The organism is Kribbella sp. NPDC051770 (assembly GCF_040681455.1).
Lineage (GTDB): Bacteria > Actinomycetota > Actinomycetes > Propionibacteriales > Kribbellaceae > Kribbella.
This window is the reverse complement of sequence record NZ_JBFAYT010000011.1, coordinates 87,752-104,721: the sequence shown is the minus strand read 5'-3', so window position 1 is coordinate 104,721 and position 16,970 is coordinate 87,752. Positions and strand designations below refer to the sequence as shown.

At 69.1% G+C, this 16,970-nt stretch carries 11 protein-coding genes; 3 read left to right on the top strand and 8 right to left on the bottom strand.

Annotated elements, in window-relative coordinates; genetic code table 11:
- Positions 1–20: 20 nt before the first annotated feature.
- Positions 21–1,193: a trypsin-like serine protease gene (locus tag AB0M01_RS30805; protein ID WP_363675692.1), complete on the bottom strand. Its 1,173-nt coding sequence runs from the start codon at positions 1,191–1,193 to the stop codon at positions 21–23.
- A gap of 397 nt (positions 1,194–1,590) precedes the next feature.
- Here AB0M01_RS30805 and AB0M01_RS30800 point away from each other — a divergent pair, with 397 nt between their 5' ends.
- Complete coding sequence (locus AB0M01_RS30800; protein WP_363675690.1) at positions 1,591–2,583, top strand: helix-turn-helix domain-containing protein; 993 nt, start codon at positions 1,591–1,593, stop codon at positions 2,581–2,583.
- 1,064 nt (positions 2,584–3,647) lie between these two features.
- On the opposite strand, the gene AB0M01_RS30795 is transcribed toward AB0M01_RS30800, so the two are convergent.
- On the bottom strand, positions 3,648–4,751 hold the full coding sequence (locus tag AB0M01_RS30795; protein ID WP_363675688.1) for an aspartate-semialdehyde dehydrogenase: 1,104 nt from the start codon (positions 4,749–4,751) through the stop codon (positions 3,648–3,650).
- On the bottom strand, positions 4,748–6,016 hold the full coding sequence (locus AB0M01_RS30790) for an aspartate kinase (RefSeq protein ID WP_363675686.1): 1,269 nt from the start codon (positions 6,014–6,016) through the stop codon (positions 4,748–4,750). The genes AB0M01_RS30795 and AB0M01_RS30790 overlap by 4 nt, the downstream gene beginning before the upstream one ends.
- A gap of 270 nt (positions 6,017–6,286) precedes the next feature.
- Between AB0M01_RS30790 and AB0M01_RS30785 the strand changes: the two genes are divergently transcribed.
- Positions 6,287–6,619, top strand: a complete 333-nt coding sequence (locus AB0M01_RS30785) for a metalloregulator ArsR/SmtB family transcription factor (RefSeq protein ID WP_363675684.1) — start codon at positions 6,287–6,289, stop codon at positions 6,617–6,619.
- 313 nt (positions 6,620–6,932) lie between these two features.
- Here the strand turns inward: AB0M01_RS30785 and AB0M01_RS30780 are convergent, their stop codons facing one another.
- Positions 6,933–8,138: an MFS transporter gene (locus AB0M01_RS30780; protein ID WP_363675682.1), complete on the bottom strand. Its 1,206-nt coding sequence runs from the start codon at positions 8,136–8,138 to the stop codon at positions 6,933–6,935.
- Positions 8,139–8,245: 107 nt separating this feature from the next.
- On the opposite strand from AB0M01_RS30780, the gene dinB reads away from it, so the two are divergent.
- The gene (dinB, locus tag AB0M01_RS30775) at positions 8,246–9,436 is read left to right on the top strand and encodes a DNA polymerase IV (protein ID WP_363675680.1); all 1,191 of its coding nucleotides are present in this window, start codon (positions 8,246–8,248) and stop codon (positions 9,434–9,436) included.
- Here the strand turns inward: dinB and AB0M01_RS30770 are convergent.
- From AB0M01_RS30770 to AB0M01_RS30755, 4 genes are all read right to left on the bottom strand, one after another.
- The gene (locus AB0M01_RS30770) at positions 9,411–10,610 is read right to left on the bottom strand and encodes a Cmx/CmrA family chloramphenicol efflux MFS transporter (RefSeq protein ID WP_363675678.1); all 1,200 of its coding nucleotides are present in this window, start codon (positions 10,608–10,610) and stop codon (positions 9,411–9,413) included. The genes dinB and AB0M01_RS30770 overlap by 26 nt on opposite strands.
- Before the next feature lie 25 nt (positions 10,611–10,635).
- Complete coding sequence (locus AB0M01_RS30765; protein ID WP_363675676.1) at positions 10,636–11,211, bottom strand: TetR/AcrR family transcriptional regulator; 576 nt, start codon at positions 11,209–11,211, stop codon at positions 10,636–10,638.
- A 35-nt stretch (positions 11,212–11,246) separates the two neighbouring features.
- A complete protein-coding gene (locus AB0M01_RS30760) occupies positions 11,247–11,903 on the bottom strand; it encodes a hypothetical protein (RefSeq protein ID WP_363675674.1) in 657 nt (218 codons plus the stop codon).
- Between the two features lie 90 nt (positions 11,904–11,993).
- Positions 11,994–16,961: a carbohydrate-binding protein gene (locus tag AB0M01_RS30755; RefSeq protein ID WP_363675672.1), complete on the bottom strand. Its 4,968-nt coding sequence runs from the start codon at positions 16,959–16,961 to the stop codon at positions 11,994–11,996.
- Between the last annotated feature and the right edge of the window lie 9 nt (positions 16,962–16,970).

Sequence of the window (16,970 nt, the reverse complement as noted above, 5' to 3'; positions counted from 1 at the left end):
GGGGCTTTGTGGTGCTGGTGTCAGGAGCTGATCGACCAGGAGTTGATGTAGCCGGTGTCGGCGCGGGCCACGTCGCGGACCTGGAGCTTCCAGGTGCCGTTGCGGGTCTCGTTGCTGACGGTCGCGGTGTACGTCGTGTTGACGTTGTCGGCCGAGTCGCTGCTGCTCGAGTTCTTCAGCCGGTACGACGAACCGTCGGGCGCGATCAGGTCGATCACCAGGTCGCCGCGGTAGGTGTGGACGATGTTGACCGCGACCTGCGCCGACGAGGTGTTTCCGGTGCAACCGGTCGCCGTCGCCGAGCTGGTGACGGCCGCGCCGGCGTCCGGGATGTTCACGTCGGTGTTGTTGGTGAACGGCCCGCAGGTCGGGCTCGGTCCGCCGCCGCCGAGCTGCGCGGCCGCGGCGGCGATCGCCGACGCGAACGTGCTCACCTGGGTGTAGACACCCGGCGCGCTCGGCCGGGCACACCCGTCGCCGTGGCTGACGATGCCGACCTGGATCCAGGCGCCGGCGTTGTCGCGGCGGAACATCGGGCCGCCGGAGTCACCCTGGCAGGTGTCGACGCCGCCGGTCGCGAGCTGACCGGCGCACAGCTCGGCCGGGAAGATCAGGTCGCTGTAGTAGTCGCCGGCGTCGCGGCACGACACGTCGTCGACGTACGGGACGTTCGCCTTCAGCAGGTAGCGCTGCTGCGCGCCGCCCTCGCTGGCCGCACCCCAGCCGGCCACCGTGAAGGTGCCGGTGTCGTACGTCGTACTGGTGGTGATCGGCAGCGTCGCCACACCGGTGATCGGCGTCGCGAGCTTGATCAGCGCCCAGTCGCCGCCGGTGCTGGTGCCGTAGGTGGGCGAGCGGTGGATGTACGTCGACTTCACCTTCGTCGCCGACGTGTCCTGCAGGTCGACCACACCGACGGTCGCGGTGACCGAGGTGTTGTTGCCGGTGGAACCCACGCAGTGCGCGGCGGTCAGCACGAGCTGATTGGTGTACATCGCTCCACCACATCCCATGGACAGCCTCACCATCCACGGAAACTCGCCTTGCAGCGCGCGGGTTCCACCGACGACTCGGGGGCCGGGCTCACCGTGGGCGGTGGTGGGCGCGGCGCTCGCCGAGTGGGCGGGCACGATGACCAGGGCGGCGGTCATCGCGCTCAGTACGGCGGATCGAAGGAACTTGGTCAGAAGCATGGGCGGTGCCTCCTCGAAAACTGCCTCGGTTGCACAGTTTGTACACCCTCCGGCACAGCCGGTGATGGCACGGGAGTGCGAGGGCACCGATGCGCCGGGATCGAGACCCAACCGAAACGGGCTACGCTGCCGCGGCCGCGAACTCAGGCCAGAATTGGAACAGCAGCCCGGCGGCGCTCAGGTGGTCCGTCGCCGGGCTGCTGGACCTCAATTCTCGCTCACAACTGCGCGGAAATGGTGGCCAGATGGTGACACGGCACAAGAATGCTGACAGGACAACAAATATCGCTCAGCGCAGCGGTCAGAACACGGACAGTGCGATCCGGATCTTGCGGGTCGTTCTACCCTGGAGTGGCGGTAGCCCACGGTGACCGCGCTCGGGAGGGAGGGGACAGCGATGAGCTCGACCGACACGGAGCGTGCCGAGCACCTGCGGGTGCTCGGGCTCAACGACGACGAGATCCTGGTCTACCAGCACCTGCTCCGGGCCGGCCCCTCGTCGATCGGTGAGCTGGACGGGGCCGTCGCCGGCCGCGCGGCCGGGATCGACGACGTGCTCGGCGGCCTGGTCCAGGCCGGGCTGGCGCGCCGGTCCGGGTCGGACCACTCGCGGTTCCTGCCGGTGCCTCCCGACGCCGGGCTGGAGGCGCTGACACTGCGCCGCGAGTCCGAGCTGAAGCAGGCGCGGATCGAGGTCCTGAACGCGTACGACGAGTTCCGCCGTACCGTGCACAACGAGTCGACCACGCACCTGATCGAGGTCGTCACCGGGACGGCGATCGTCGAGCGGATCAACCAGATCAAGGGCAGCGCACAGCGCGAGATCCTGGCCATCGACTCCCCACCGTACTACCTGGGCGCGGGCCCGAACCAGATGGAGATCGAGCAGCTGAACCGGGGCGTCACCTACCGGATCGTCTACTCGCCGGAGTCGGTCGAGGTGCCCGGCTACCTGACCGAGAACATCCTCCCCTGCGTCGAAGCCGGCGAGCAGGCGCGCGTTCTGCCCGACGTACCGGCGAAGCTGACCATCATCGACGGTTCGATCGCGTTCGTGTCGATGTCGGTGCGCGACACCGACGTGAACCGGTCCCTGCTGATCATCCGCCCGAGCAGCCTGCTCACCGCCCTGATCGGTATGTTCGAACTCTGCTGGCGCAACGCGCTGCCGCTGCACGCATCGGTCGGCGCCGAGGACGACCGCCTCGAACCCATCGAACGCCGCCTCCTGGCCCTGCTGGCCACCGGCGCCGCCGACGACACCATCGCCCGCACGCTCGGCATCAGCCGCCGCACGTTCTTCCGCTACCTCGAACGCCTGATGAACCGCACCGGCGCCAGCACCCGCTTCCAGCTCGCCCTGCACGCAGCCCGCGAGAACTGGTTGTAACGCTAAGAAAGCTGTAGCGGTGACGCAGATTCCGGCAAGCTGATCGCGAAACGTGCGGCACAGGATGCTCGCGAACAGGCTTGCCGGAATCTACGGACCTACTCCTCCTCCTCTTCCTCGAGGCGGCGGAAGTCCGTGACTTCTTCGTCCATGATGCGCATCCTCACCCTCCCTTCCCCCCAGCGAGATGTGCGCAGTCGACACCTAGAAGGCGACTGCCCGCATAGCTACAGTAAGACTTCAGACACAAGGGGGGAAGGCCGAGTTGTCGATCTTCATTCAAGGCGTCGTTACCAGCCTAATTGCTTCGATATTTTTCCTGTTCCTGCTGCGCATTATGCGACCTTCGATCAGGATAGCTCCACAACTCTCTGCAATGCCGAGAGATGAAGATGGAAGTATCCGCTACCGAGTCAAGATCTATAACGCTTCTCGTCGCTCCGCAGTAGATGTCAGGGTTTCAGTTTATCGAGTCCGGCGCCGCATTGTCCCCAACGGAGAGATCCAGGTGATGAAGGAAATCGACGTCATCGGGAAGCAGCCATCACCATTGTTACCAGGTCGTCGATCACTTAGGAGAGATCCCGAGCAACGATACGTAAAGAGGTATCGAATACGCGAGGACCTTCGTTCGGAGTGGACCGACGACCAGACCCAGTACATGCTAATCCGCGTTTACGCGAAGGACGAGTGGTCTGGGCTCGGCCGAACATTCGAACAGGTGTATCGAATTAGAAGTCTCTCAATAATCGATGGCACCTACGGTGTCGGATCCGACTTGGAGGTGCACGCGGTGGCGCCGTCAAGCTCCCTGAACTAGCGCGTTGTGAGGATTTTCGCGCGAAACCTCGGCGATCTGGTTCGTATCGAGCGCTGCTGGCTCTCACCGCCGACCGAAGCCCGAGTGAGCGGGCTTCGCCTTTGCTCAGCAGCAACTGCCGAGGAGCCGGAGCGAATCCGTTGGCTAACTCTTCATCGGGCCTGCGGACTTGCTGACTGGCCTTTCCTTAACAACAGCTGCCGGTGTCCCCGCAAGGGGCGCCGGCAGCTGTTAGTTGTTTGGCTCAGGCAGCCGGGGTGAACTCCTTGGCGACGACCTCGGCGATCTGCGCGGTGTTGAGCGCCGCGCCCTTGCGGAGGTTGTCGCCGCAGACGAAGAGCTCCAGCGCCTGCGGGTCGTCGAGGGACTTGCGGATGCGGCCGACCCAGGTGGGATCGGTGCCGACGACGTCGGCGGGGGTGGGGAACTCGCCCTCGGCCGGGTTGTCGAACAGGATCACGCCGGGGGCGTCGCGGAGAACCTCGCGGGCCTCGTCGACGTCGACCTCGCGGCCGAAGCGGGCGTGCACCGACAGCGAGTGGGTCGTGATCACCGGCACCCGGACACACGTCGCGGAGACCTTCAGGTCGGGCAGGTTGAGGATCTTGCGGGACTCGTTGCGGACCTTCAGCTCCTCGGACGACCAGCCGTCCTCCTTGAGCGAACCCGCCCACGGCACCACGTTCATCACCAGCGGCGCCGGGAACGGCCCGAGCGCGTTGCCGATCACCCGGCGTACGTCGCCGGGCGTCGTGCCGAGCTCACGGTTCCCGGCGACCTTCATCAGCTGGTCGTACAGCGCGTCGATGCCTTCCTGACCGGCGCCCGACGCGGCCTGGTACGACGCGACGACGAGCTGCTCCAGCTCGTAGCGGTGGTGCAGCGCGCCCATCGCGACGATCATCGACAGCGTCGTGCAGTTCGGGTTGGAGATGATCCCCTTCGGCCGGTTGCGGGCGGCCTCGGCGTTCACCTCGGGCACCACCAGCGGGACCTCGGGGTCCATCCGGAACGCACCGGAGTTGTCCACGACGACAGCGCCCTTCGCCGCCGCGATCGGCGCCCACTGCGCGGAGATCTCGTCCGGTACGTCGAACATCGCGACGTCGACGCCCTCGAAGGCGGCCTTGGAGATCGCGACCACCTCGACCTCCTCGCCGCGCACCTTCAGCCGTTTCCCCGCGGAACGCTCGGACGCGATCAGCCGGATCTCCCCCCAGACGTTCTGCCGGGTGGAGAGCAGGGTGAGCATCACCGTGCCGACGGCGCCGGTCGCGCCGACCACCGCCAGCGTGGGCAGGCCCGCCCGTTCGTCGATCGTGGGGTCCGCAGCGTTCACCGGGGTCACCGTCCTGTTCCTCCGTAGACGACGGCTTGGGTGTGCTCGTCGTCGAGGTCGAATGCGGTGTGCGCCGCGGTCACGGCGGCGTCCACCAGGTTCTCGTCCACCACCACGGAGATGCGGATCTCCGAGGTCGAGATCATCTCGATGTTCACGCCGGCGTCGGCCAGCGCGGAGAAGAACTTCGCCGAAACACCCGGGTGCGAGCGCATCCCGACGCCGATCACCGAGACCTTGCCGATCTGGTCGTCGTACAGCAGCTGCTCGTAGCCGACCTCGTCCTTCATCCGGGCCAGCGCGGACATCGCCCGCGAACCGTCGGCCCGCGGCAGCGTGAAGGAGATGTCGGTCCGGTTGGTGGCGACCGCCGACACGTTCTGCACGATCATGTCGATGTTGGTCTCGGCGTTGGCGACGGTCTCGAAGATCCGGGCCGCCTCACCCGGCTTGTCGGGCACGCCGACCACCGTGATCTTGGCTTCGCCGCGGTCCTGCGCGACGCCGGAGATGATCGCCTGTTCCATTTGATCCAGTTCCTTCGCATCGACGACCCAGGTGCCTTCCTTCTGGGAGAAGGAGGAGCGCACGTGGACAGGGACGTTGTAGCGCCGCGCGTACTCGACGCAACGCAGGTGCAGCACCTTCGCGCCGCACGCGGCCATCTCGAGCATCTCCTCGTAGGAGATCTTCGGGATCTGCTTGGCGGCCGGCACGATCCGCGGGTCCGCGGTGAAGATGCCGTCCACGTCGGTGTAGATCTCGCAGTAGTCCGCCTCGAGCGCGGCGGCCAGCGCGACCGCGGTCGTGTCGGAAGCGCCGCGGCCCATCGTGGTGATGTCCTTGGTGTCCTGCGCGACACCCTGGAAGCCGGCCACGATCGCGACGTGGCCCTCGGCGAGGGCGTCCTCGATCCGGCTCGGCGTGATGTCGATGATCCGGGCGTTGCCGTGCGCGGAGGTGGTGATCACACCGGCCTGCGAACCGGTGAACGACCGCGCCTCGTAGCCCAGGTTCGCGATCGCCATCGCCAGCAGCGCGGCCGAGATCCGCTCACCCGAGGTGAGCAGCATGTCGAGCTCGCGCGGTGGCGGCAGTGGTGAGACCTGCTGGGCCAGGTCCATCAGTTCGTCGGTGGTGTCACCCATGGCGGAGATGACCACCACCACGTCGTTCCCGGCCTTCTTCGTCGCGACGATCCGTTGGGCCACACGCTTGATGCAATCGGCGTCAGCGACCGAAGAACCGCCGTACTTGTGCACGACGCGTCCCACAGCTGTGTCTCCTCAAAGCTCGGTTCCCCAGCAGCACACACTGGTTGCGGTTACGCCGTGCTGTACGTCATTGGGCTGCATCAGGCGTGTTCTACGGTCTCATTCTAGCCGTGACCGCTTCGTTGTCTCCTGCCTGACCAGGACCTGGGCGACCCGTTCGGCGGCCGGCGGCGCGGCGCGCAGGAACGCGGGCCGCGGTCGGCCGGCGCCGGAGACCTTCCGGGCAGCGGAGCACTTGTTCATATAAGTCATGACTGAAATACTGGGCAGATGCACGCTTTCGACATCCTCGGGGACCCGGTCCGGCGCCGGATCCTGGAGCTGCTCGCCGACGGCCAGCTGCCGGCCGGGCAGATCGCCGCCACCATCGGCAGCGAGTTCGGGATCAGCCAGCCGGCGGTCTCCCAGCATCTGCGCGTGCTCCGCGACAACGGCTTCGCCACCGTCACCGTCGACGGCACCCGCCGCCTGTACGCCGTCGACACCGATCCGCTGCGCGAGATCGACGCCTGGCTCGACCGCTACCGCAAGTTCTGGACCAACCGCCTGGACGCTCTGGACACAGAGCTCCGCCGAGGGCGCCGCACCCAGCCGGAAGACTGAGGAGCGCCGCGAGAGGACGGCACCGGCGCGCCGCTCTGCACCTGAGCAGGTCAGGCAAGGGCGCAGGGTCCGCGAGGGAGCAAGTGGACGAGCGAGCAGGGTCGGCGAGCGGGGTCGGCGAGCGAGCAGGTGGGCGAGCGAGCAGGGTCCGCGAGCAAGCAGGTGGGCGAGCGAGCAGGGTCCGCGAGCAAGCAGGTGGACGAGCGAGCAGGGTCCGCGAGCAAGCAGGTGGACGAGCGAGCAGGGTCGCCGAGCGAGCAGGGGTCGGCGAGCGAGCAAGTCGGGCAAGGGCACCCGGGGGCGCCTTCGAACCTCAGGCGACCGCAACCTCTTCCACCGTCACCTCATCCGCCGGCCTGTGCGGTGGGATGTGCAGCAGCGACACCGTCGCCAGCAACGTCAGCACGGCCGCCATCAGCCACACGTAGCGCACCCCGAACGTCTCGACCACCAACCCGGCCAGCGCCGAGCCCAGCGCACCGCCGACCATCGCGCCGCTGCCCATCCAGCCGAAGATCTCCGTTCGCACCGAGTCAGGCGTCATCGCCCCCAGCCGCTCGTACAGCGCGCCGACGGTCGGCGCCAGCACGCAGCCCGACAGCAGCAACGCGACAGCGAGCGACACCGGCGACCAGGTCGCGAACACGCAGGCGAGCATCCCGACCGACACCAGCAGGCACCGCCGCCAGACGAACGAGTTCCGCCGCCCCGGCAGCGTCCCGACAACCAGACCGCCGAGCAGGCTGCCGACAGCCCACACCGTCTCCAGCACCCCGGCGATCAACCGGTCCCCATGGTCGTCGGCGAACGCGACGATCCCCAGCGACACCGACGCGAAGGCCGTCACGCAGAACGCGAACGCCAGGATCAGCGGCAACCGATGCCGGTGCCAGAGCAGTTGCGGCGCCGTCAGCCGCCGGACCGTCTCGTCGTGCCGCATCGCCGGCTGCTGCTGTACGCCGTACCACCACACCGACACCAGCGCGACCCCCGCGGCCGACAGCACCCCGGCCCGCGGGTTCACGAAGCTGACCACCAGCGCTCCGAGCATCGGCCCGATCGCGAACAGCACCTCCTGCGCGGTCGCGTCCAGCGCGTACACCGCCCGCAGCCGCGAGCCCTGCACCAGCCGCGGCCAGGCGGCCCGCAGCGTCGCGGTGATCGGCGACACGAACGCCCCGGCCAGCGCGGACACCGCCGGCATCAGCCGGTACCACTCGTTCGGCAGCAGGGCGAGCACGATCATCGCCAGGCTCCACGCCATCCCGGTCCCGATCACCACCCACTTGCCGCCCCGGCGGTCGGCCAGCCGCGACCAGATCGGCCCGCCCAGCGCCGTACCGATCGAGTAGGCGCCCGCGACCACGCCGGCCCAGCCGAAGCTGCCGGCCGCGTCCTTGGCCAGGAACGACATCGGCACCGCCGAGGCCATCACCGGCAGCCGCGCCACCAGCGCCGACGCCAGCAGCGAGGCCACCCCACGAGTTCTCCAGAGCGCGCGGTACGCCGACAGGTCCATAGCCCGCATTCTGTCCTGTCACTCCGACCCCCCGCCTCAGGATTTCTCCCTATCCGAAACAAACACTGTCCCTAGCTGCTAGCCAGAGCATATGCGAACATGTGTTCGTGTCCCAAATCGCCTCCATCCTGCACGCCGACCTCGACGCGTTCTACGCGTCGGTCGAGCAGCGGGACGACCCGCGCCTGCGGGGCCGCCCGGTGATCGTCGGCGCCGGCGTGGTGCTCGCCTGCAGCTACGAGGCGAAGGCGCTCGGCGTCCGGACGGCGATGAGCGGCGGTCAGGCGATGCGCCGCTGCCCGCAGGCGATCGTGGTGCAGCCGCGGATGTCGGCGTACTCCGAGGCCAGCAAGGCGGTGTTCAAGGTCTTCGAGGACACCACGCCGCTGGTCGAGGGGCTGTCGATCGACGAGGCGTTCCTCGACGTCGGTGGCCTGCGCCGGATCTCCGGTACGCCGGTCGACATCGCCCGCCGACTCCGGGCCGACGTGCTCGCGAAGGTCGGCCTGCCGATCACCGTCGGTGTCGCCCGCACCAAGTTCCTCGCGAAGGTCGCCAGCGGCGTCGCGAAACCCGACGGCCTGCTCGAGGTCCCGCCCGACCAGGAGCTCGCCTTCCTGCACCCGCTCGCCGTCGAGCGGCTGTGGGGCGTCGGCGAGGTCACGGCCGAGAAGCTCAGGTCGCGCGGGATCAGCAAGGTCGGTGACGTCGCGATGCTGCCCGAGGCCGCGCTGATCGCGATGCTCGGCCGCGCCTCCGGCCGGCACCTGCACGCCCTCGCGCACAACCGGGACCCGCGCCCGATCGAGGTCGGCAAGCGCCGCCGGTCGATCGGTTCGCAGCGCGCGCTCGGCCGCTCACCGAAGTCGGCCGAGACCCTGGACGCGATCCTGGCCGGCCTGGTCGACCGCGTCACCCGCCGGATGCGCTCCGCGGGACGCTCGGGCCGGACGGTCACGCTGCGCTTGCGCTTCGACGACTTCACCCGTGCGACTCGCTCCCACACGTTGCCTCAGGCAACCGATCACACGCGCACCCTGCTGGTCACCGCCCGCGCGCTGCTCGCCGAGGCGACACCGCTGATCGAGAAGCAGGGCGTCACCCTGGTCGGCATCGCGGTCGGCAACCTCGAGAACGAAGCGGCCCAGCAGCTGGCGCTGCCGTTCGACAAGGCCAGCAACGACGAGCTCGACAGCGCCCTCGACCACGTCAAGGACCGGTTCGGCACCAACGCGATCACCCGCGGCATCCTGCTCGGCCGCGACCAGGGCCTCACCGTCCCGATGCTGCCCGACTGACCTCGCCCCGATCCGACTCCCGTACGCCGTCCCGCCGCCTCCCCGCCACCGCAACCCCGACCGTCACCAGCGCCAGCACCCCGAACCCGGCCCCGATCCACCCCAGCACCGAGTACCCCGCACCGGCCTCGAGCGCCAGCCCACCGACCCACGGCGCCACCGTGATCCCGACGTTGAACGCCGAGATGTTCACCGCGGCCGCCAGCGTCGGCGCGTCCCCGGCCAGGCTGAACACCCGCGTGTTCACCGCCGGGTTGGTCGCGAACCCCGCCGTCCCGAGCAGCGCGATCGCGGCCACCGCGACGACCGGCTGCGCGGTCCAGATCGCCAGGACGACCGACAGCACGACCACACCCACCAGTCCGGCGACGAGCGTGCCGAACGGTCGCCGGTCAGCGTTCCGCCCACCAATCGTGATGCCCACCAGCGCTCCCACGCCGTACAGCGCGAGCACTCCCGGGACCCACTCGTCGGTCAGCCCGGTCACCTCGACCAGCAGCGGCGCCAGGTAGCTGAAGATCACCAGCAGCGCGCCGACCGACAACGCCGTCGTCCCGTACGCGAGCCACAGCTTCCCGTTGACCATCGCCCGCAGCTCGTCCTTCATCCGCGGGATGCTGTCCGCCGCACGACCGCCCGGAACCGTCGCCACCACCCCGGCCATCGCGACCGCGGACATCGCCGCGACTCCCCAGAAGGCCGCGCGCCACCCGAGATGCTGGCCGACCACCGTCCCCAGCGGCAGGCCGAGAATGGTCGCCACCGTCAGCCCGCCGACCAGGATGCTCATCGCGCGGCCACGCCGGTCGGCGGGCACCAGGCCGACGACCGTGACCGAGGCGACGGCCCAGAACCCGGCGTACACGAAGGCTCCGACGACGCGGGTGACCAGCAGGATCTCGTAGTTCGGCGTCAGCGCACCGGCCACGTGCGCGAGCACGAACACCGCGAGGAAGCTGAGCAACGCCGTACGCCGTGACCAGCGCAGCGTCGCCACCGCGAGCAGCGGCGCTCCGACGAGCATGCCGATCGCGAACGCGGAGATCAGCAGGCCGGCGCTCGGGATCGAGACGCCGAGATCGGTCGACAGCTCGGGCAGCAGCCCGGCGAGCATCAGCTCGGAGGTCCCCTGCGCGAAGATGGCAAGGGCCAGCACGAAAATGGCAGGCGGCATCGAAAATCCCCTTCGAAAGAACAAGTCAGACCAGCGCGGTCAGCGCGGTCGCCGCGACCGCGGCCAGCGCGGCCCGGTCGGTCCCACCGCGGGCCAGCACTCGCATCCCGCTGATCGTCGCGACGACGAACTGCGCCAGGCTGCGGGCGTCCTTGTCCGCAGCGATCTCCCCGTCACGCTGGCCGGCCTCGATCACCGTCGTCAGCGCGTTCAGGCGGACCACCTCGTCGGCCCGCAGTTGCTCGGCGACCACCACGTCGTACGCCGCGAGCTCGATCAGGGTGTTGACCACCAGACATCCAGGCGGCTCACCGGCGGGCGGGTCGACGGCGGCGTCCAGCACCGCGCGGAGCTTGTCGAGCGCCGGACGCTCACCGGCCAGCAGAGCCAGCGTCGCGCCGGTCTTCGCGTCGATGTACCGCGCCAGCGAGCGCTCGAACAGCTCGTGCTTGCCGGCGAAGGTGTTGTAGATGCTGCTCCGCCCGAGCCCGGTCGCCGCGCACAGGTCCTGCGTCGAGGTGCCCTCGTAGCCGTTCGCCCAGAACGCGCGCATCGCCGCGTCGACCGCGGCCTCCTCGTCGAACATCCTCGGTCGGGCCATGACAACGAGCGTAGCACGGTTTTGGATCGACCAGTTCAAAACTCCCGCGGGTAGCCGATCTCGGCCAGGTCCTCCTTGAGGTCGGCCAGCTTCCGGTTGCGGTTGAGCAGCGTCACGACGTACTCGGTCAACGGCATCAGTGCGTACACGTGCCGGATCGCGTCGAGGTCGAGCGCCACCTCGTAGCGGTCCTCCGCGAGCGGCAGGTAGCCGTCCGGCCCTTCCGTGAGCACCCCGAAGAGACGCTCGGCGCCGTCGTCACCGCTCGGCGCGACCGGCCCGCTGACCCACCGGTCGTCGGCGGGCGTCCGCCAGAACGCGACGGTCGCGTTCAGCAGCCCGTCCTCGGCGTCCCGGAAGGCCGGCTCGTCCCGCGCCGCGTGCAGCACGTCCGGTACGCCGTCGAGCAGCCCCGGCCACAGCTCACCGTTGTTCCCGTACGGCGACATCTCCGACTCGTGGGCGAACCCGCGCGCGAAGACACCCTCCGGCGCGAACACGATCGAGAACTCGTCCCCCGACCCGTCGACCATCAGCGCGGCCTCCTCGGTCTCCGACCAGCGCGCGTCGAACGAGTAGTACCGGTACGCCGGGTCCTCGCAGACGATCAGGTCGAGGACGGCGAGCGCGCGGCTGATCCGCCGTACGGTCGCGACGTCGGGCAGCCGGGGCAGCAGTTCGTGAACAGACACGCCGCCATTGAAGCGGGCCAGTCATCGATGCCGTGAAGCACCCCGGGACCGCGGCCGATTTCGGCCGCGGTCCCGGGGTTCGTGCGATGGTCAGCGGACCAGCTTCCACGGCCCGTTCGGCGTTCCCGGAACCTGGTTGCGGGTGTACCACTTGGCCTCGTACACGTGGCCCTGGTAGCTCACCCGGTCACCGCCCTGGTACACCTTCGAGGCTGTCCACGCGGCCGGGCTGTTGTCCGGCGGCGTCGGCGCCAGCTCCTCCCAGGGCCCGTTCGGGTTCCCCGGGGCCTGGTTGCGGGTGTAGTAGCGAGCGCGGAACGTCTTGCCGTCGTGCAGCACGACGTCGCCGCTGTTGAAGATCCGCGACGCCGTCCAGATGACGTCACCGTCCTCGGTGAGCGCCAGCTCCTGCCACGCACCGTTCGGCGCGCCCGGCGTGCTGCCCTTCGACGTCCACGGCGCCAGGTACGGCTTGCCGTTGTAGCTCACCTTCGCACCGGCCTGGTAGAGCGTGCTCTTGTTCCACGCCGGAGGCAGGTTGACCGTCGCGGTGACAACTCCCGCCGCCGCCTCCAGGCTGTCGCTACCGGAGTACGACGCAGTCAGCGCGTGCGTGCCCGCCGCGAGCCCCACCGGCAGGGCGAACGTCGCGCTGCCGTTGGACAGCGTCGCCGAGCCGCGCACCGTCGTACCCTCGCGCAGTTCGACCGTACCCGTGACCGGCAGCGCACCCGCGGCGACCTTGACGGTCACCTGCGCCGCCGTACCCCAGTCGACCGGCGCCGACGTCGCGGTGACGGTCGGCTTGCCCTTCGGCGTCCGGAAGACCGCGGGCTGGGCGACCGCGACACCGTCGTCGGCGCTCTTGGCCGAGACGATCCACGCGTACGACGTCGCGGGCGCGAGCCCGCTCCACGACACCGTGGCCGTGCCGTTGGCCGCGACCTGGTCGGTCCCGACCACCCCGGTCGGCACGTACGCCGCCAGCGAGTCGGTGGTGAACGAGGTCTTGCGGGTGGTCAGGTCGACCGGCAGCGTCAGGTTGTCCTCCGAGCCGTTGTAGCGCGGCTTGGCCTGGCTGCCGTCCTGGCGCAGGTCGTACTCGGTCGCCCCGAAGTTGCCCAGGAACGGCGAGTAGGTGTCGATGTGCAGCTCGGACCGGGCGACGTCGAACTGCAGCAGCCGCAGGAAGCTCGCGCCGAACTGCAGCCGGTCGGTCGCCTTGTGGTCGGGCTTGCCGTCGCCGTTCACGTCGATGTTGCCGGCGGCATCGACCTGCTTCGGCCACAGCTCACCGGCGGGCACCGTGTAGAACTGGTAGTCGGCGAGCAGCTCGACGACGTCGTGCGTAACGGTCGCGCCGATGTTCGTCTTCAGGTTCGTGCCGACGCCGTGCTCGTGACCGGCCAGCACCAGGAAGACGTTCGGGTTGCTCTCGACGACCTGCTTGTACAGCGGAGATCCGTCCGGTGCCGAGAACGCGGCACCGCGGCCGTCGGGGTTGGCCGACGGCTTCAGGTAGTCGTGCGACAGCAGGATCCCGTTGCGGTCCTTGAACCGCTTGAAGATCGAGTCCGCCCACTTGGCCTCCTGCGGCGTCACGCCGTACGAGACACCGACCGCGACGAAGTCCAGACCGCCGGCCGAGAACAGCACGTAGTTGTTCTGGTTGTCCTTGCCGGGCGTGATCGATCCGTCTGGGTTCGTGACCTCGTCCCATGCGTGGTACTCAGTACCAGTCGGCCACGACTTGGCCACCTGGGTGTAGCGGTCGGCGCTGAACATCTTGCTGAATCGCGACTCCGGACCGGTCTCGGCGCCGAGCTGGTTGTCGTGGTTGCCCGCGATCACCTGGTTGACGACGCCGTTCTTGTCCAGGATCTCCTGGTAGCCGGAGGCGACCTGGAGCTCCTTGTCAACCTCCTCGTTCAGCCCGGGCCGCTGCAGCGAGCCGTCCGGGTTCTTGGCCAGTGGGTCGTAGTAGTCGTTCTCGATGATGTCGCCGGTGTGGGCGGCGTACGCGATCTTGCGGCCGGCCGCGTTGTCGGCGATCCACTGCATCTCGTTGCGGTACGCCGACGCCCAGATCGCCTGCTCCTCGGCGGTCATCACGTCCGACGGCTCGGCCTTGCCGTCGAAGTCCTCGTACGTTCCGCCGGCCGCGCCCTCGGTGATGTACTGCGTGTCGGTGAAGTGCGCGAGCGAGAAGTCGTACGTGCTCGGGTCCTCGAACCGGTCCTTGTCGTTCTGCGCCGTCGCGTCCCGCGGCGACAGGTCGTCGGCGAACGGGTCCTCGCCGGTGACCAGGACGTGCACGGTGTCGCCGTCCAGGTACTCCGCCGGCAGCTGCGCGGTCAGAACGGTCGAGTGCTCGGCCTGGCCGCGCGAGCTGGTCAGCACGACCCACTTGCTCTTGTCCCAGACCCGCAGCCCGACGACGCGCGTCGGGTCGATCGTGCCTTCCCAGCGCAGGGTCGGGGTCTGGTTGGTGGCACCGAGCTTCACGTCGTACCGCTGGAAGACGACGTCCCGCGACGACACCGAGTCGATCGTCTTACCGTCGAGCGGCTTGAGCGAATCGACCGCCACGTTGGCGTCGTGGGCCACGTCCAGCGTCGTCGGAACCGCCGAGGCCTCACCCTGGTAAACGGCCGTCGGCAGGACGACGTCCGCCTTGGTGAACGTCGCCGTCAGCGGTACGCCGGCCTCGCCGGGCACCTTCGCCGACAGCGTCGCCGACTGGTCGTTGACCCCGGCAACAGTCGCCGCGAGATCGGTCGGTACGTCGGGGATGCTGGCGCTGCTGAAGGTGATCTGCCGGGTCGCGATGTTGCCGAGGACGTCGGCCGCCGTGACCGCGAGCACGTGGTTGCCGGCCGGGAGGCCGTGACCGATCTGGTCGCCCTCCTTGACCGCCTTGCCGTCGAGCGTGAGCACCGGCGTACCGGCGACGCCGGAGGCGTCCTTGACCTTGACGGTCAGCGCGACCGTCGAGGTGAGCCGCTGGCCCTGCGCCGGGACGCTGTCGTCGACCTCCGGCGCGGAGTTGTCGACGGTGAAGCCGCGGGTCGAGACCTTGTCACCCACGGTCGCCTCGACGGTGTGCGCGCCGTCGGCGAGCTGCTTCGTGTCGACGTCGGCGCGCAGGCCGAGCGGCTTGGCCGGCGTACCGTCGGCGGCCGTGACGTCGAACAGGATCGTCTTGTCCAGCACGGAGTTGTGGGTGCTGCCGCAAGTGCCGTCACCGACGTACACGGTGACCGGCGTACCGGCGGGGTAGCTGCCCGAGCCGATCGTGACGGTGGTCTGCGCGATCTCGTGGCTGAGCAGCGTGGCCTTGCCGCCGGCCGGCGCGAGCTCGAAGTCGCGCAGGGTGAAGTCGTCGTAGTTGTCGCAGCCACCCGGCTTCGCGCTGCCGTGGTCGCTGCCCGCGACGAACTCGAGCACGTTGACGCCCGGGACCAGCCACTCGTTCGGGAAGGTGAGGTCCGCGGTCTCCTTCTCCCAGATGCCCAGGTCGAGCGGGATGCCGTTGATCCGCACCTTGTTGTCGAACCCGTTGTCGGCGCCGTTGCCGCCGATGAACACCCGCAGGTGCGCGTCGCCGCCGCTGCCGAGGGTCGCGATCGAGCGCGTGGTCGGCGCGCCCGCGATGTCGAAGTGGAACTCGGCCTCGTTGTTCGGGCCGCAGGTCCCGTCGCCGAGCGCGAGCGTTGCCGCGGTCGCCTGGGCCTTCGTCGTGGTCGTGCCGGTTGTCGTGAGCAGGTACGTCGTACCGGCGGTGACCGTGCCGTCAGCGCTGAGGGTCGGCTGGGTGACCTTGAAGTCGTCGTGGTTCGCGCAGGTCGCGCCGTTGGCGGTGCCGTTGTAGTCACCGGTCTTCAGCTGGACGACGTTGTCGCCTGGCTTCAGGAAACGCTGCGGGAGCTTGATGCTGACCGTCTCGGTGCCCTTGACGCCGTAGTCGCCACCGAGGTCGACGCGGTTGCCGTTGACCAGCAGGTAGTTGTGGTACCTGGCCTCGACCGAGTTGCCGGCCTCGACGGTGACGCCGAAGGTCGCCGTACCGGCCTGCAGGGTCTCCGCGTTCTCCGCGGGCTTGTCGTCGATCGCGAGCGACTCGACGACCTCCTGGCCGCCGTTCGGGATCGCGGCGATCACCGGCTGGGCGCCGCGGATGACGGAGCCGTCGGCCGGGGTGATCTTCGCGGCACCGGGCGGCGCGTTGTTGACCTGCACGGTGACGCCGCGGGTCGCACCGGACGCTGTGGTCGCGACGACGGTGTGGGAGCCGTTGGAGAGCGCAGTGGTGTCCAGGTCCGCGCTCAGCCCAGCAGTAGTGCCGCCGGGCTCGCCGGAGACGATGAACGTGAGGTCCTCGGTCAGCGGGTGCTTGCCGCTGCCACAGGTGCCGTCGCCGAAGCTGTAGCTGAAGGCGTTCTGCTCACCGTCGACCACCACGCCGAGCAGGCTCAGGCTGATGCTGCTGAGCGGGAAGTCGTCGTAGTTCGGGCAGCGGGCGCCCTCGCCGTTCGGCAGCACCTCGTAGCCGACGGCGGCTGTGTTGGTCGTGTCGACCCAGTTGGCGCCGGCGTGCACGGTCACCGTGTTGCTGCCCGGGTGGAGCCACTCACCGGGGAGGTCGAGGGTGCCGACCTGGCCGCCGGGGATGTCCGGGAAGTAGACCCGGTCCGCTTCCGCCGTACGGCCGTTGACGGTGATGTAGTTGTGGTAGCGGGCCTCGGTGCCGTTGCCGCCCATGTCGAAGGCGAAGTGCGCCGTACCGGCGGTCGGCTGGGTGTCGGCGGCGATCCCGTCGACGGTCAGCGCGGTGACCGAGTCGTTCTCGACGGTCGGCTCGGCGACGACCTTGACCGTCCCCTCCAGGGTCTGGCCGTCGCGCAACGTCAGTGTCGGCGCGTTGGTACTCGGGGGCGCGACTTCGGCGCCGGCGACGGACGGCACCAGGACGGCGCCGGATCCGGCCACGAGCGCGCAGGCGAACGCGGCCCAGAGGACCCGCGTCCGCTTCCCTCCCGCGCGCGATCGGTGAGTCATGGCTCGATG

What these genes read in the sequence shown, in the direction of transcription:
- AB0M01_RS30800 (WP_363675690.1), top strand. Translation starts at nt 1,591, where the DNA reads ATGAGCTCGACCGACACGGAGCGTGCCGAGCACCTGCGGGTGCTCGGG.
- AB0M01_RS30765 (WP_363675676.1), bottom strand. Translation starts at nt 11,211, where the DNA reads ATGGCCCGACCGAGGATGTTCGACGAGGAGGCCGCGGTCGACGCGGCG.
- AB0M01_RS30780 (WP_363675682.1), bottom strand. Translation starts at nt 8,138, where the DNA reads ATGGACCTGTCGGCGTACCGCGCGCTCTGGAGAACTCGTGGGGTGGCC.
- AB0M01_RS30805 (WP_363675692.1), bottom strand. Translation starts at nt 1,193, where the DNA reads ATGCTTCTGACCAAGTTCCTTCGATCCGCCGTACTGAGCGCGATGACC.
- AB0M01_RS30770 (WP_363675678.1), bottom strand. Translation starts at nt 10,610, where the DNA reads ATGCCGCCTGCCATTTTCGTGCTGGCCCTTGCCATCTTCGCGCAGGGG.
- AB0M01_RS30785 (WP_363675684.1), top strand. Translation starts at nt 6,287, where the DNA reads ATGCACGCTTTCGACATCCTCGGGGACCCGGTCCGGCGCCGGATCCTG.
- AB0M01_RS30755 (WP_363675672.1), bottom strand. Translation starts at nt 16,961, where the DNA reads ATGACTCACCGATCGCGCGCGGGAGGGAAGCGGACGCGGGTCCTCTGG.